General features: G+C 67.4%; 13 protein-coding genes. 9 read left to right on the forward strand and 4 right to left on the reverse strand.

Annotated elements, in window-relative coordinates:
- The first annotated feature begins 48 nt into the window (after positions 1–48).
- Genes M1247_RS20020 through M1247_RS20030 form a run of 3 tightly spaced genes read left to right on the forward strand, consistent with a single transcriptional unit; the run spans position 49 to position 5,303 of the window.
- The gene (locus tag M1247_RS20020; RefSeq protein WP_317158125.1) at positions 49–2,598 is read left to right on the forward strand and encodes a [protein-PII] uridylyltransferase; all 2,550 of its coding nucleotides are present in this window, start codon (positions 49–51) and stop codon (positions 2,596–2,598) included.
- A gap of 35 nt (positions 2,599–2,633) precedes the next feature.
- Positions 2,634–4,202, forward strand: a complete 1,569-nt coding sequence (gene ffh, locus M1247_RS20025; RefSeq protein ID WP_317158126.1) for a signal recognition particle protein — start codon at positions 2,634–2,636, stop codon at positions 4,200–4,202.
- Positions 4,203–4,238: 36 nt separating this feature from the next.
- Complete coding sequence (locus M1247_RS20030; RefSeq protein WP_317158127.1) at positions 4,239–5,303, forward strand: metal-dependent hydrolase family protein; 1,065 nt, start codon at positions 4,239–4,241, stop codon at positions 5,301–5,303.
- 72 nt (positions 5,304–5,375) lie between these two features.
- Here the strand turns inward: M1247_RS20030 and M1247_RS20035 are convergent, their stop codons facing one another.
- The 3 genes from M1247_RS20035 to M1247_RS20045 form a co-directional block, all read right to left on the reverse strand.
- Positions 5,376–6,932 (reverse strand): diflavin oxidoreductase, encoded by a 1,557-nt coding sequence (locus M1247_RS20035; RefSeq protein ID WP_317158128.1) that lies wholly within the window; start codon positions 6,930–6,932, stop codon positions 5,376–5,378.
- 106 nt (positions 6,933–7,038) lie between these two features.
- Entirely contained in the window at positions 7,039–7,872 is an 834-nt protein-coding gene (locus M1247_RS20040; RefSeq protein WP_317158129.1) for a D-alanyl-D-alanine carboxypeptidase, read from the reverse strand.
- Between the two features lie 73 nt (positions 7,873–7,945).
- Positions 7,946–8,842 carry a D-alanyl-D-alanine carboxypeptidase family protein gene (locus M1247_RS20045; RefSeq protein WP_317158130.1) on the reverse strand — a complete coding sequence of 299 codons (897 nt, stop codon included), beginning with the start codon at positions 8,840–8,842 and terminating at the stop codon, positions 7,946–7,948.
- A gap of 88 nt (positions 8,843–8,930) precedes the next feature.
- Between M1247_RS20045 and M1247_RS20050 the strand changes: the two genes are divergently transcribed.
- The 6 genes from M1247_RS20050 to trmD all read left to right on the forward strand — a co-directional run bounded on the left by M1247_RS20050 (position 8,931) and on the right by trmD (position 12,740).
- Entirely contained in the window at positions 8,931–10,148 is a 1,218-nt protein-coding gene (locus tag M1247_RS20050; RefSeq protein ID WP_317158283.1) for an osmoprotectant NAGGN system M42 family peptidase, read from the forward strand.
- 27 nt (positions 10,149–10,175) lie between these two features.
- The gene (locus M1247_RS20055) at positions 10,176–10,595 is read left to right on the forward strand and encodes a nuclear transport factor 2 family protein (RefSeq protein WP_317158131.1); all 420 of its coding nucleotides are present in this window, start codon (positions 10,176–10,178) and stop codon (positions 10,593–10,595) included.
- A 224-nt stretch (positions 10,596–10,819) separates the two neighbouring features.
- Positions 10,820–11,278 (forward strand): 30S ribosomal protein S16, encoded by a 459-nt coding sequence (gene rpsP, locus M1247_RS20060; protein ID WP_317158132.1) that lies wholly within the window; start codon positions 10,820–10,822, stop codon positions 11,276–11,278.
- Between the two features lie 8 nt (positions 11,279–11,286).
- On the forward strand, positions 11,287–11,529 hold the full coding sequence (locus tag M1247_RS20065) for an RNA-binding protein (RefSeq protein WP_005148848.1): 243 nt from the start codon (positions 11,287–11,289) through the stop codon (positions 11,527–11,529).
- Positions 11,530–11,538: 9 nt separating this feature from the next.
- Positions 11,539–12,060 (forward strand): ribosome maturation factor RimM, encoded by a 522-nt coding sequence (rimM, locus tag M1247_RS20070; RefSeq protein ID WP_317158133.1) that lies wholly within the window; start codon positions 11,539–11,541, stop codon positions 12,058–12,060.
- Between the two features lie 2 nt (positions 12,061–12,062).
- Positions 12,063–12,740 carry a tRNA (guanosine(37)-N1)-methyltransferase TrmD gene (trmD, locus tag M1247_RS20075; protein WP_317158134.1) on the forward strand — a complete coding sequence of 226 codons (678 nt, stop codon included), beginning with the start codon at positions 12,063–12,065 and terminating at the stop codon, positions 12,738–12,740.
- A gap of 129 nt (positions 12,741–12,869) precedes the next feature.
- Here the strand turns inward: trmD and M1247_RS20080 are convergent, their stop codons facing one another.
- On the reverse strand, positions 12,870–13,814 hold the full coding sequence (locus M1247_RS20080; RefSeq protein ID WP_317158135.1) for a serine hydrolase: 945 nt from the start codon (positions 13,812–13,814) through the stop codon (positions 12,870–12,872).
- Between the last annotated feature and the right edge of the window lie 144 nt (positions 13,815–13,958).

Below are 13,958 nucleotides of genomic sequence, written 5' to 3' on the forward strand. Positions count from 1 at the left end.
CAAGCACCGTATGAACGCTCAAGGTCAATGGCCGGGGGAGGAGTCGAAATGACGGACGAGCACACAGATTCCACCGACGAGCGCTTGCGCGAGGAGCCGACAAGCACCGACGAGCGCTTGCGCGAGGAGCCGACAAGCACCAAGGAGCAGGCGGGCACCGGAGCCTCCGAAAAGGGGGTTCCGGTGGTCTCGTCGCGTCCCGCAACGGATCTCGCGGCGGCCACTGGACAACTGTTGTCCGGTGGGGCACACCAACTCGATTCCACCGCCTTGCGGGACGCGCTGCTCGATCTGTATGAATTCTGGCTCACCACAAAGGCGGCCGAGATCGGCATCACCGCCACCAGCGGGTTCGCCATCGTGGCCACCGGTGGGCTCGGACGCGGGGAGATGTTGCCTTACTCCGACCTGGATCTGATGCTGTTGCACGACAACATGCCGGCCGAGGCGGTCGGTGAGGTCGCCGAGAAATTGTGGTACCCGTTGTGGGACGCCAACATCCGCATCGATCACAGCGTGCGTACCGTGCCCGAGGCGTTGCAGGTCGCCGGCAGCGACATCGCGGTGGGCCTGGCGATGCTCGATGCGCGTCATATCGCCGGGGACGCGGAGCTGTCGGCGCTGTTGGTCGGCGGGGCACGCAGGCAGTGGCGAATCGGAATCGCTTCGCGGTTCGGCGAACTCGTCGAACACGCGCGGGCGCGCTGGCAACGCAGCGGTGAGATCGCGCACCGCGCCGAACCCGACCTGAAGTCCGGTCGCGGCGGCCTGCGCGATGTGCAACTGCTCAATGCCCTGGCAATCGCGCAACTGGCCGATGTCTATCCGAGTCGGGCGTTGGCGTCGCCGACCGGCACCCTCGGCGGCGCCCATCTGGCGCTGCTCAACGTCCGCACCGAACTGCACCGGGCGTCCGGGCGCGGCCGCGAACTGCTGCTGGCCCAGCATGCCGACGAGATCGGGGCGGCGTTGCGAATCGGAGACCGCTTCGATCTGGCCCGGATGCTGTCCGACGCTGCGCGGACCGTCAGCTATTACGTCGACTCGGGAATTCGCACGGCCTCCAACGCATTACCCCGTCGCGGGTTCGCCGCCCTGCGCCGGCCCGTGCGCCGACCGCTCGACGAAGGTGTCATCGAATTCGCCGGTGAGGTGATCCTGGCGCGCGACGCCCGCCCGGCCCGTGATCCGGGTCTGATCCTGCGGGTGGCGGCTGCCTCGGCGAGCACCGGTCTGCCGATGGCGGTGTCCACCCTGAGCCGCCTGGCCGAGACAGCGCCTGAGCTGCGTACGCCCTGGCCGCGCCCGGCGCTCAAGGATCTGCTGGTGTTGTTGGCGTCGGGTCCGGCGGCAGTGGCCACCATCGAGGCGCTCGATCGAACCGGACTGTGGGGCAGGCTTTTTCCGGAATGGGGCGCGGTGCGCGACCTTCCGCCCCGCGATGTGGTGCACATCTGGACCGTCGACCGTCACCTGGTCGAAACGGTCTCGCGGGCGAGTGCTTTCACCACCCGCGTATCCCGGCCCGACCTGCTGTTGCTCGGCGCGCTGTGTCATGACATCGGCAAGGGCCGCGGCGGTGACCACAGCGTGATCGGTGCCGAGTTGGCCGAACAGATCGGCACCCGGCTCGGTTTGTGGCCGTCGGACATCGCTGTGCTGTCCAAGATGGTGCGCTACCACCTGCTGCTGCCAGACACCGCGACCCGCCGCGACCTGCAGGACCCGAAGACCATCGAGGCCGTCGCCGAGGCGCTCGGCGGGGACCCGGTGCTACTGGAGCTGCTCGATGTACTCGCCGAAGCTGACTCGTTGGCCACCGGGCCCGGGGTGTGGGGTGACTGGAAAGCCTCGCTGATCGGCGACCTGGTGCGACGCTGCCGACTGGTGATGGCCGGTGAGCCGCTGCCCCAACCGGATCCGATCGAAGACCGCCACCTTGCCCTGGCGGCCCAGTTGGGGGTGCACGTGGAGATGAGTCGAGGTGACAGCCCACACATCTACCACGTCACGATGATCGCTGCCGACCGTCGCGGGCTGTTGTCCAAGGCAGCCGGGGTGCTTGCGCTGAATTCGCTGCGGGTGCACTCGGCATCGGTGAACAGTCATCAGGGTTCGGCAATCAACACGTTTGTGGTGTCCCCCCATTTCGGGTCGCCGCCGGCCGCCGAATTGTTGCGTCAGCAGTTCGTCCTCGCGCTCGACGGAGAGCTCGATGTGATCGCGGCACTGGAACGTCGCGACCTCGACGCCGCGCAGCAGCCCGCCACCCGCGCCGGGGAGATTCTCGCGTCGGTCCCCGTCAACCAGGTTCCGGCGCCGCCGCGCATTCTGTGGTCGGACGGCAGCGCGCCGGGGGAGTCGATCGTGCAGATCCGCACCATCGACCGGCCCGGTCTGTTGGCGCGGTTGACCGCCGTGTTCGAACGTGACGGCGTCGACATCGCCTGGGCGAAGGTCACCACGCTGGGGTCCTCAGTGCTCGACGCGTTCGGGATCACCAGTAGCCCGAGCGCGGTGCGCGAGGACCTCCAGCGCGACCTGCTCGCCGTCCTGCCTGCGCCGCCGCAGCCCAAACCGGTGGAACAAGCGGGCTGACCACGCCACCATTCCCGGGCCGTTAGGCTTACCACGTGTTTGAAAGCCTGTCTGACCGGTTGACCGGTGCCCTGCAGGGGCTCCGTGGCAAGGGGCGCTTGACCGACGCCGATATCGATGCCACCGCGCGCGAGATCCGGTTGGCCCTCCTGGAGGCCGACGTCTCGCTGCCGGTGGTGCGTGCGTTCGTCGCACGCATCAAGGAGCGCGCGAAGGGCGCCGAGGTCTCCGCCGCGCTCAACCCGGCCCAGCAGGTCGTCAAGATCGTCAATGAGGAGCTGGTCGGCATCCTCGGCGGGGAGACCCGCCAGCTCGCGTTCGCCAAGACCCCGCCGACGGTGATCATGCTCGCCGGTCTGCAGGGCGCGGGCAAGACCACGCTGGCCGGAAAGCTCGCGATATGGCTCAAGGGGCAGGGACACACGCCGCTGCTGGTGGCCTGTGACCTGCAACGCCCCGGCGCCGTCAACCAGCTGCAGATCGTCGGCGAGCGGGCGGGCGTCGCGGTCTTCGCCCCGCATCCGGGCACTGCACCCAGCGCCCCGGAGAACGAGGGCGCGGGCCCGGGCGATCCGGTGCACGTCGCCGCGGCTGGTCTGGCCGAAGCGAAAGCCAAGCACTATGACGTCGTCATCGTCGATACGGCCGGCCGCCTCGGTATCGATGACGTACTGATGGCGCAGGCGGCAGGCATCCGTGACGCCGTCAATCCCGACGAGACACTGTTCGTGCTCGACGCGATGATCGGTCAGGACGCCGTGGCCACCGCCGAGGCGTTCCGCGAGGGCGTCGGTTTCACCGGTGTGGTGCTGACCAAGCTCGATGGTGACGCCCGCGGCGGCGCCGCCCTGTCGGTGCGCGAGGTCACCGGCGTGCCGATCCTGTTCGCCTCCGCGGGGGAGAAGCTCGAAGACTTCGACGTCTTCCACCCCGACCGGATGGCCAGCCGGATCCTCGGCATGGGTGACGTGCTCACCCTGATCGAGCAGGCCGAACAGGTCTTTGATCAGCAGAAGGCCGAGGATGCCGCGGCCAAGATCGGATCGGGCGAGCTGACGCTGGAGGACTTCCTCGAGCAGATGCTGGCGATCCGCAAGATGGGACCGATCGGCAACCTGCTCGGGATGCTGCCCGGCGCCGGCCAGATGAAAGACGCACTGGCCGCCGTCGACGACCGGCAACTGGACCGGGTGCAGGCCATCATCCGCGGTATGACGCCGGCCGAGCGGGCCGACCCGAAGATCATCAACGCCTCGCGGCGGCTGCGCATCGCCAACGGATCCGGGGTTGCCGTATCCGAGGTCAACCAGCTGGTCGACCGGTTCTTCGAAGCCCGCAAGATGATGTCGTCGATGGCCGGACAGATGGGCATGGGATTCGGGCGCAAGAGCGCCACCCGCAAGGCGGCCAAAGGTAAGGGCAAAGGCAAGGGTAAGAAGGGCGGACGCGGGCCGACGCCGCCAAAGGTGCGCAACCCGTTGGGTGCGCCCGGGATGCCCGCCGGGTTCCCAGACCTGTCCAACATGCCGAAGGGACTGGACGAACTCCCGCCAGGGCTGGCCGATTTCGACTTGTCGAAGCTGAAGTTCCCGGGCCAGAACTAACCGGCGGTGGGCGGCTTGCGCGAAGAGCAGACAACGATGCACGCACTGCACGTCCGGGGCCGTGGTTTGCCCGACGGTGAACCGACGCAGTGGTGGATCGTGAACGGGAAGCTGTCGGCCGAGCCGGTCGCCGGCGCCGAAACCGTCTTTGACGGGGGCTGGATCATTCCCGGTCTGGTGGACGCACATTGCCACGTCGGGCTGGGCCCCGCAGGTGCGGTCACCGTGGAGGAGGCCGTCGGGCAGGCGGAGACCGAACGTGACGCCGGTGCGTTGCTGCTGCGGGATGCCGGATCGCCGGTGGACACCCGCAGCTTCGACGAGCGTGAGGATCTGCCGCGCATCATCCGTGCGGGTCGACACCTGGCCCGGCCCAAGCGCTACACGCCTGGTCTGCCGATCGATATCGAAGACGAGTCGCAGCTGCCCGACGCCGTCGCGGAGCAGGCCCGCTGGGGCGACGGCTGGGTGAAGCTGGTCGGGGACTGGATCGACCGGGGAATCGGTGATCTCGCCCCGCTGTGGTCCGATGACGTCCTCAAGGCCGCGATCGATGCGGCGCACGCCAACGGCGCGCGGGTCACCGCTCACGTGTTCGGCGAGGATGCGCTGCCCGGCCTGATCAACGCCGGCATCGACTGCATCGAACACGGCACGGGCATCACCGACGACACCATCGAACTGATGCTGGAGCACGGCACCGCGCTGGTGCCGACGCTGATCAACATCGACAACTTCCCGGGCATCGCCGACTCGGCAGGCAAGTACCCGGTCTACGCCAAGCACATGCGTGAGCTGTACGCGTCGTGCCGGCAGCGGGTGGGCGCCGCGCACGACGCCGGGGTGCCGATCTATGCGGGCACCGATGCCGGCGGCATGGTCGCCCATGGCCGGATCGCCGACGAGATCGCAGCGCTCGCGGGCGTCGGGATGAGTCCGACCGAGGCGCTCGGCGCCGCCAGTTGGGATGCCCGCGCCTGGCTCGGCCGGCCGACGCTCGCCCACGGCGCGTCAGCCGATCTGCTGTGCTTCACCGAGGATCCCCGTGAGGTCGGTGTCAGTCACCCGGACCTGGTGTTCCTGCGGGGCCGGGTGTTCTGAACACCTCGAAATCAGCGCAATGGTGGCAGAGCCCAAGCAATTTCAGCCATTTCGTTGATCTGGGTGTCTGGGTCAGTACACGTCGCGCACGTAGCGGTGCGTCTTGACGAGTTCGTTGACGTACGCGTGTGCCGCGTCGGCGTCCACCCCGCCGCAGCGCGCCACGATGTCGTGCAACGTCGTATCGACATCCTTGGCCATCCGGTCTGCGTCCCCGCACACATACAGGTATGCGCCGTCCTGCAGCCAGCTGTAGAGCTCTGAAGCGTTCTCCTGCATGCGGTGTTGCACATACAGTTTGGCCTGCTGGTCGCGGGAGAACGCCAGGTCCAATCTCGTCAGGGCGCCCGATGCGACGAAGCCGGCGAGCTCGTCGCCGTAGAGGAAGTCGGTGGCGTGCCGCCGATCCCCGAAGAACAGCCACGACCTCCCACCGGCCGCGCGAGCCTGCCGTTCCTGCAGGAAGGCCCGGAAGGGCGCGATGCCGGTGCCCGGTCCGATCATGATGATCGGGACATCAGCCGCGGGCAGCCTGAAATGGGTGTTCGGGCGCAGGTGTACCCGCACCTTCGCGCAGCGATCAGCCAGATATGTCGAAGCGACGCCACCGTGCCTGCGGTTCCCGTCGGTGTAGCGCACGCTGGCCACCGTGAGATGCACGCTGTCGGGGTGGGCAAGCGGGCTGGAGGCGATCGAGTAGTCGCGGAACTGCAACGGGCGCAGGGTATCGATGACCTCGTCGGCACTCAGATCGGCCAACCGCACCACATCGATGACGTCCTTGCCGGGCAACCACGACGCGTCGAGGGCGGCGCCGCGGTCGGCGACCAGGGTCAACAGGGCCCGCGACGGCGTGCGGATCTCCAGGTGTTCGGTGAGCAGCACACCGAGCGGTTGATCGTGGTCGGCGACGGCGAAGTCGGCATCCACACCGAGCTCCGCCAGGAGCTCCTCGACGAGTGCCGGATCGTTGGTGGCGTGCACAGCGATTGAATCGCCTGCCTGATAAGAGATTTCGGTGCCGGTGAGGTCAAGCTCGTAGTGGCGGACCTCCTTGTCGGACTCCGGTGCGTTGAGTAACCGGTTGACCGCCAGCCGGGCTTCGACGGGAACGTGGCGCTCGACCCGTTGCGGTGGGGCGGTGGCAGCCACGGCGGGAGCCGGGGTGGAAAGCTCGGCGGCCAGCAGTTTGAGGACGTCGGAGGTCCACGCCTTGGCCGGCTGCTCGTAGTGGCCGTCGATGTCGACACGGTCGACCAGCCGGGTCGCACCGAGGGCTTCCAGGCGTTCGTCGAGGAGCTTTCCGGCGTTGCAGAAGAGGTCGTAGGAAATGTCACCCAGCGCAAGCACCGCGAAGTTCAGGTGCTCCAGACGTTCGGTGTCGCCGCTGATTGCCTCCCAGAAAAGGGTTGCGGTGTCGGGAAACTCGCCGTCGCCGAACGTCGATACCACCACGACGAAATGTGTGGCTGTTTGCAGGTCGGCGAGGTTGAGCTGGTTGAGCTCGACTGCACCCGCTTCGATGCCGAGGGGCGCAGCGGCCTCGGCGAACGTCATGGCGGCATCCTCGGAATTGCCCATGTCGGTGCCGAAGGCGACGATCAGCGAAAGCTCGCGTTGGGCGGTCACGATGGCGGCTCCCCTCTTGAGCGCGGGACCCATCCGGCGCTTACTTAGGGTGACCTTAGTTGGAAGGATTCTGTTGTGGGGGCGTCCCTTTTCGGGCCGAAGTACTTCAGGCGTATTGGCCGAAGCCCCAGTCGAACAGGTTGATCGCCTGGCCGTAGAGGTCGCCGGTCCCGTACATCTGGACGACGACCAGGCGGTGGTTGCCCCGCTGGGCGGCGCCCACGTAGGTCTTGCGGGCCAGATCGGTGTAACCGGTCTTGCCGGCAAGGTCGCCGGGGTAGCGGGTCAGCAGCTCGTTCTGGTTGGTGATGGTCTTGCCGGGGAACTGCGCAGAGGGCTGACGCATGATGTGTGCGATCAGTGGATACCGTAGCGCGGCACGGTATATCACTGCGAGGTCGTGGGGCGTGGTGACCGATTCCCAGCCTGGCCCGTCGAGGCCGGACGGAGAGTTCGCGCGTGTGGCGCGGGCGCCGACACTGGCGGCCTTGCGGTTCATCGCCGCCACCGCCACACGCTGTCCACCGAGCATGTCGGCCAACATGTTCGCCGCATCGTTGCCCGACACCATGAGCAGCGCTTCGAGCAGTTGGCGGGTGGTGTACGGCTGGCCCGGCTTGAGGCCCACACACGAGCATTCGACCCTGGTGTGGGACTGATTGGCCCGCGCGAAGTTGTCCGGGCGCAGGTGGTCGAGGACGACCATCGCGAGCAGTGGCTTGATGGTGCTGGCCGGTGCATACGAGCCGTTGGGGTCCTTCGATGCCAGCACCTGGCCGGTGTCGAGGTCGGCGACGAGCCAGGCCTTGGCTGGCCCGTCGGCGATAGCCTGCGCGCCTGCGGGTTCCACGTTGGGCTGCGCCGCCACCACGGGTACGCCGACCGACGCCGACACGATCGCGCTGAGGGCGAGCGCGGTCGCCGCGAACAGTCTTCGCACGCGCGTCGACGCTACGGCGCCCAGGACTCGTTCAGCGCGCGATCAGGTGTCTGTCAGGTATCGACTGCCGGACCTAGAGGGCGCCGACGCCTGCGGATCGGTCCTGGGCGAAGCCCCAATCCAGGAGGGCGGTGGCCTGATCCCAGTACGTCGGCCCGCCCTCCTTCACCAGTCCGTACATCATCGCGATCACCAGGCGACGGCCGTCGCGCTGCGCGGCGCCGACGAATGTCTTGCGCGCCGGATCGGTGAAGCCGGTCTTGCCGCCGAGCATGCCCGGATAGCGGCCGAGCATTTCGTCCTGGTTGATGAGGGTGACCGGGCCCGCGGCGCCGGGGAACGGAGCGGAGGGTGAGGCGGTGATCGCGGCGAACACGGGGTTGGCCAGCGCGGCGCGGAAGATCACCGCGAGATCCCGCGGCGTGGTGGCGCCGTCGATCCCCGGGCCGTTGAGTCCGGACGGCGACCCGGCGTGCGTCGCGTTCGCGCCGAGCGCGGCCGCCTTCGCGTTCATCTTGGCCACCGCGGCGTCGGTGCCGCCCAGCATGTGTGCGAGTGTGTTGGCGGCATCGTTGCCGGAGACCAGCAGCAATCCGTCGAGCAGTTCCTGCGTCGTGTAGGTGCGGCCGGCTTTGATCCCGGCACAGTTGCACTCCACCGACGCATCGGCTTCGTCGGCGACGACCGTGGCGTTCAATGGCAGCTCATCGAGCGCCACGAGAGCCAGCAGCGTCTTGATCGTGCTGGCCGGAGGGTGCGCAACGTACTGGTCACGGCCGGCCAGAATCTGACCGGTGTCCATGTCGGCGACGATCCATGCCGGCGCGGGACCGTCCGGGATGGGCGCGGTACCGATCGGCTGCACACCCGCGTCGGCCGAGGCGGCGGGCGCGCCGACGGCGACGCCGACTACAAAGGTGGGAAGAAGCGCTGCGAGAAAGAGTGCGATTGCGCTGACGAGCCTGACCATGTGCACTGACCCTAGCGGCACACCAGCGCGTCGGTGCCTAGTAATTTCGACGACTTCGAAGGGAACGACCGTGGCCGGACCTGCCACCATGCCGGAGGCAGAACGCAGTTGGATGATCGACACCCTGCTCGCGTTGCTACAAACCCCGAGCCCTTCGGGGCGCACCGACGCCGTGATGCAGTTGATCGGCGACATCCTCGATGACCTCTGCGTGCCGTTCACGCTGACCCGTCGAGGCGCCTTGACCGCTGAATTCCCCGGTGAGTCACCGACCATCGACCGGGCACTGGTGGTGCACTCGGACACCATCGGCTGCATGGTCCGCGACCTCAAGGACAACGGCCGTCTCCAGTTGGTCCCGGTCGGCACCTTCTCGCCGCGGTTCGCCGCGGGTGCGCGGGTGCGGATCTTCTCCGACGATCCCGACGAGTTCTTTACCGGCACCATCATGCCGCTCAAGGCCAGCGGACATGCCTTCGGCGACGAGATCGACACCCAGCCGACCGACTGGGAGCATGTCGAGGTCCGTGTCGACCGCAACGTGTCGACCCGGGCGGATCTGGAGAAGCTCGGTCTGAACGTGGGGGATTTCGTCGCGTTGATCGCCAGCCCCGAACTCACCGAGGACGGCTTCATCGTGTCCCGCCACCTGGACGGCAAGGCCGGCGTCGCCGTCGCGCTCGCGTTGGCCAAGACCATCGCCGAGCAGAAGATCGTGCTGCCGCACCGCACCACGCTCATGGTGACCATCACCGAAGAGGTGGGCCACGGCGCCAGTCACGGCCTGCCGCCGGATGTCGCCGAACTGGTGTCGGTGGACAACGCGGTGTGTGCGCCGGGGCAGCGGTCCATCGAGCACGGCGTCACGATCCCGATGGCCGATCTGCACGGTCCGTTCGACTACCACCTGACCCGCAAACTGTGTCGGCTCGCCGAAGGGCAGGGCATCCCGCACGCACGGGACGTGTTCCGTTACTACCGTTCGGACGCGGCGGCCGCGATCGAAGCAGGCGCGAACACCCGTGCGGCACTGGTCGGTTTCGGCCTCGACGGCAGCCATGGCTGGGAGCGGACCCATCTGGACTCGCTGGAGGCCACCTATCTGCTGCTGAACGCCTGGCTGCAGACACCGTTGACGTTCGAGGCGTGGGACGCCAAACCGACCGGGGAACTTCGCGACTTCCCGTCGTCGAAGCAGCCGGCGCCCAGCGAGCAGTGGGTGCCGCTGTCGCGGGGCGATTTCACCGAACCCGGCGATGCGTCGGCGGGGGAGCACTGGCCGCCTTCGGAGGGACCGCAGGCCTGACTTGCTCAGGTCGTGTTGAATCGACTCGTGCTGAGTTTGGAAGAGATTTCCGACCGTCTCGAAATACAGCAGCTGTTGGTGGATTACTCCACCGCGATCGACCGGCGCCGCTTCGATGACCTTGATGCGGTGTTCACCGCTGATGCCTACATCGACTACCGCGCGATGGGCGGTATCGACGGGCACTATCCCGAGGTCAAGGCATGGTTGGCGGAGGTGTTGCCGAACTTCCCGGCCTACGCCCACATGCTCGGCAACTTCGATGTCAGCATCGCCGGCGACACCGCCTCGTCGCGCACCATCTGCTTCAACCCGATGGTTCTGCCCGGCGAGCAGCCGCAGGTGTTGTTCTGCGGGCTCTGGTACGAGGACGAGTTCGTCCGCACCACCGACGGCTGGCGGATGAGCCGGCGCGTCGAGACGAAATGCTTCGACAAGGTGGTGTGAAAACACCGCGGAACTGCATTCCCGGTCGTCAACCGTGCGTGTTGACGACCGGGAACGCAGTTCCGGTGCGATTTTGGGTGCACGACGGGCTCTGGCAGAATAGGCGGCTGTCCGCCGCGCGACTACGGCTGCGCGCCGGTCACACACGCAGGCAAAACCGGATCGGGCAATTCCGCCCGCATCGCTGAATTGCAGCGTGACACCCTAGGAGAATTTTCTTAACCATGGCTGTCAAGATCAAGCTCACCCGGCTTGGCAAGATCCGCAACCCCCAGTACCGCATCTCTGTCGCGGACGCGCGCACCCGTCGCGAAGGCCGCGCCATCGAGGTCATCGGCCGGTACCACCCGAAGGAAGAGCCCAGCCTGATCGAAATCGACTCGGAGCGCGCACAGTACTGGCTCGGAGTCGGTGCCCAGCCCACCGAGCCGGTGCTGGCCCTGCTGAAGATCACCGGTGACTGGCAGAAGTTCAAGGGCCTGCCCGGCGCTGAGGGCACGCTGAAGGTCAAGGAGCCCAAGGCTTCCAAGCTGGATCTGTTCAACGCCGCGCTGGCCGAGGCGGAGAGCGGCTCCACCGCCGCGGCCGTCACGCCGAAGAAGAAGAAGCCGGCCAAGAAGGACGAAGAAGCCGCCGCTGCCCCGGCTGAGACCCCGGCCGCCGACGCTGCCGGCGAGAGCTGAGCGTCGCAGTGAGTTCCGTCGTGGTCGACGCCGTCGAGCACCTGGTGCGCGGCATCGTGGACAACCCGGACGACGTGCGTGTCGACATGGTGACCAACCGTCGGGGACGCACGGTCGAGGTGCACGTGCACCCCGAGGACCTCGGCAAGGTCATCGGTCGTGGCGGTCGCACCGCCACCGCGCTGCGCACCCTTGTCGCGGGTATCGGTGGGCGCGGAATCCGCGTCGACGTGGTGGACACCGACCAGTAAAGCGCTGACATGGACCTGGTAATCGGGCGGGTCGTCAAAGCGCACGGCGTCACCGGCGAGATCGCCGTGGACGTGCGCACCGATGACCCGGACGCCCGGTTCGTACCCGGCCTCGCATTGCGGGGCCGGGCCAAGGGCGGCGCCGAGCGGCCTTTCACCATCGAATCAGTGCGTGAGCATGGCGGTCGCCTGCTGATGCGGCTGGTCGGAGTGGCTGACCGCAACGCCGCCGACGCGCTGCGGGGCACCCTGTTCGTGGTGGATACCGCGGAACTACCCGCGATCGATGACCCTGACGAGTTCTACGATCACGAACTCGAAGGGCTGCGCGTGGTGACCGGCGACGGCGCAGCGGTGGGCACCGTCGCCGAGGTACTGCACACTGCCGCGGGCGAGCTGCTCGCGGTGAACGCCGAGGGGGACGGCCGCGAGCTGCTCATCCCGTTCGTCAGTGCGATCGTCACCTCGGTTTCCCGGGCCGACGCGACGATCGTGATCGATCCTCCCGACGGTCTGCTGGAACTGAGCTGACCGTGCGGATTGACGTCATCACCATCTTCCCGGCGTATCTCGATCCGATCCGCCAGGCGTTGCCGGGCAAGGCCATCGACAGCGGCATCATCACATTGGCGGTGCACGACCTGCGGTCGTGGACCCACGATGTGCATCGCTCGGTCGACGATTCCCCGTACGGCGGCGGCCCCGGCATGGTGATGAAGGCTCCGGTGTGGGGCGAGGCCCTTGACGAAGTATGTTCTGAAGAAACACTTCTCGTGGTACCCACACCTGCGGGGCGGCCCTTCACCCAAGCCGTTGCGCAGCGGTGGAGTGCCGAGCAGCACCTGGTGTTCGCGTGTGGCCGTTATGAAGGCATCGATCAGCGGGTCGTCGAGGACGCGGCGCGGCGCATGCGGGTGGAAGAGGTTTCCATCGGTGATTACGTGCTGGCCGGCGGGGAGTCGGCCGCGCTGGTGATGATCGAGGCGGTGGTCCGCCTGCTGCCGGATGTACTCGGCAACCCCCAGTCGCACCAACAGGATTCGCACTCCGATGGACTGCTGGAAGGGCCCAGCTACACCCGGCCGCAGAGCTGGCGTGACCTGGATGTGCCGGAGGTCTTGTTGTCAGGCGATCACGCCCGCCTCGCGGCGTGGCGCCGCGAGCAGTCGCTGCTGCGAACCCGTGAGCGTCGCCCCGACTTGCTGCCTTAGCTCAGTTGGCCCGTTGGCCCGTTGGCTCGGCCCCGTCCGCCGGCGAGTCAACCCGGCGAGCAGACGCGTAGGTACCCCGAAATGGCACTTTGCGGGGACATAGCTGTCTGCTCGGCGAAGGAAGTGGGCCTAAATGCGGCCGTTGGGGAACATCGCCTTGACGGCGTCGGTGATGGTATCGCGTGCGGTGTCGGAGTCGGTGGGTTGCAGTGACCCGATCACCATGATGAAGCGACGGTTCGGTCCGACCACCCCGGTCGACAGGTGCATCCAGTCCGAGCCGATGCAACACATCCAGCCTTGTTTGACCGCCACCGGTTCGGCGTACAGCCCATCGGGAATCCCGAAGCGCTGTGGGTAGGTGCCGCCCGGTTGGGTGCCGTCGATGGCATTCGGGGTGGACTGCGCGAGGTTGGACAGGATGACGTTGGCCTGCTCCTGAGGAAGGCCGCCACTGCCGTTCATCAGCATGTCGTAATAGCGCACGAGATCGGCCGCCGTGCTGATGGTGTTCCACCAACGGCCGTCGTTGGGCGGCTGGGTCGACGCCAGGCCGTACCGGGCCGCGACCCTGGTGACGATTTCGCTCCCACCACTGCGGTTCCAGAAAACCTCGGCCGCGCTGTCGTCGGAGGACCGCAACATGACATCGAGTTGTTCGCGGTCCTCGGGCGTGATGACCGTCTCGCCCTTGGCCTCCTGCAGCAGCAGGTCGTCGGCGATGAACAGCTTCACGACCGACGCGATCGCGATCGTGGTGGTGTTCCCGTTGGAGATCTGTTGCCCGCTGTTGCGGTCGAGCACCAGCACGGTGATGTCGGCCCCGGCGTCCGACGCGGCCGCGGTGGCGGCATCGGTGCGTTCCTGCAGGCCCTCGAACGCCGGGGAGAACTCGCCCGGCGATGCCTCGGGAAGCGGCGCCATGCTGCCCTGCGGCACCACCACCGTCAGTCGCGGCGCGTCCGGTGCTACCGGTGGCGTGCCATACACCCGCGCTTCACAACCTGCGACAGTGACGATCGCGATCACACCCACTGCGGTCGCGGTCATGAGCCTCGACGGCCGCCGTCGCATGGGCACTCCTCGAAACCGGTCGGTGGGGTCCGGATGGCGACGTCTTGCAGCGGCACACCCGGTTGGTGCAGCCTAACCGTTGGCGGGCCGCCGTGCGCACCTAGGCGGCTATGGTGTTTCCGGTGGTCACTCTGGTGATCCGGT

This window comes from Mycobacterium appelbergii (assembly GCF_032883035.1).
Lineage (GTDB): Bacteria > Actinomycetota > Actinomycetes > Mycobacteriales > Mycobacteriaceae > Mycobacterium > Mycobacterium appelbergii.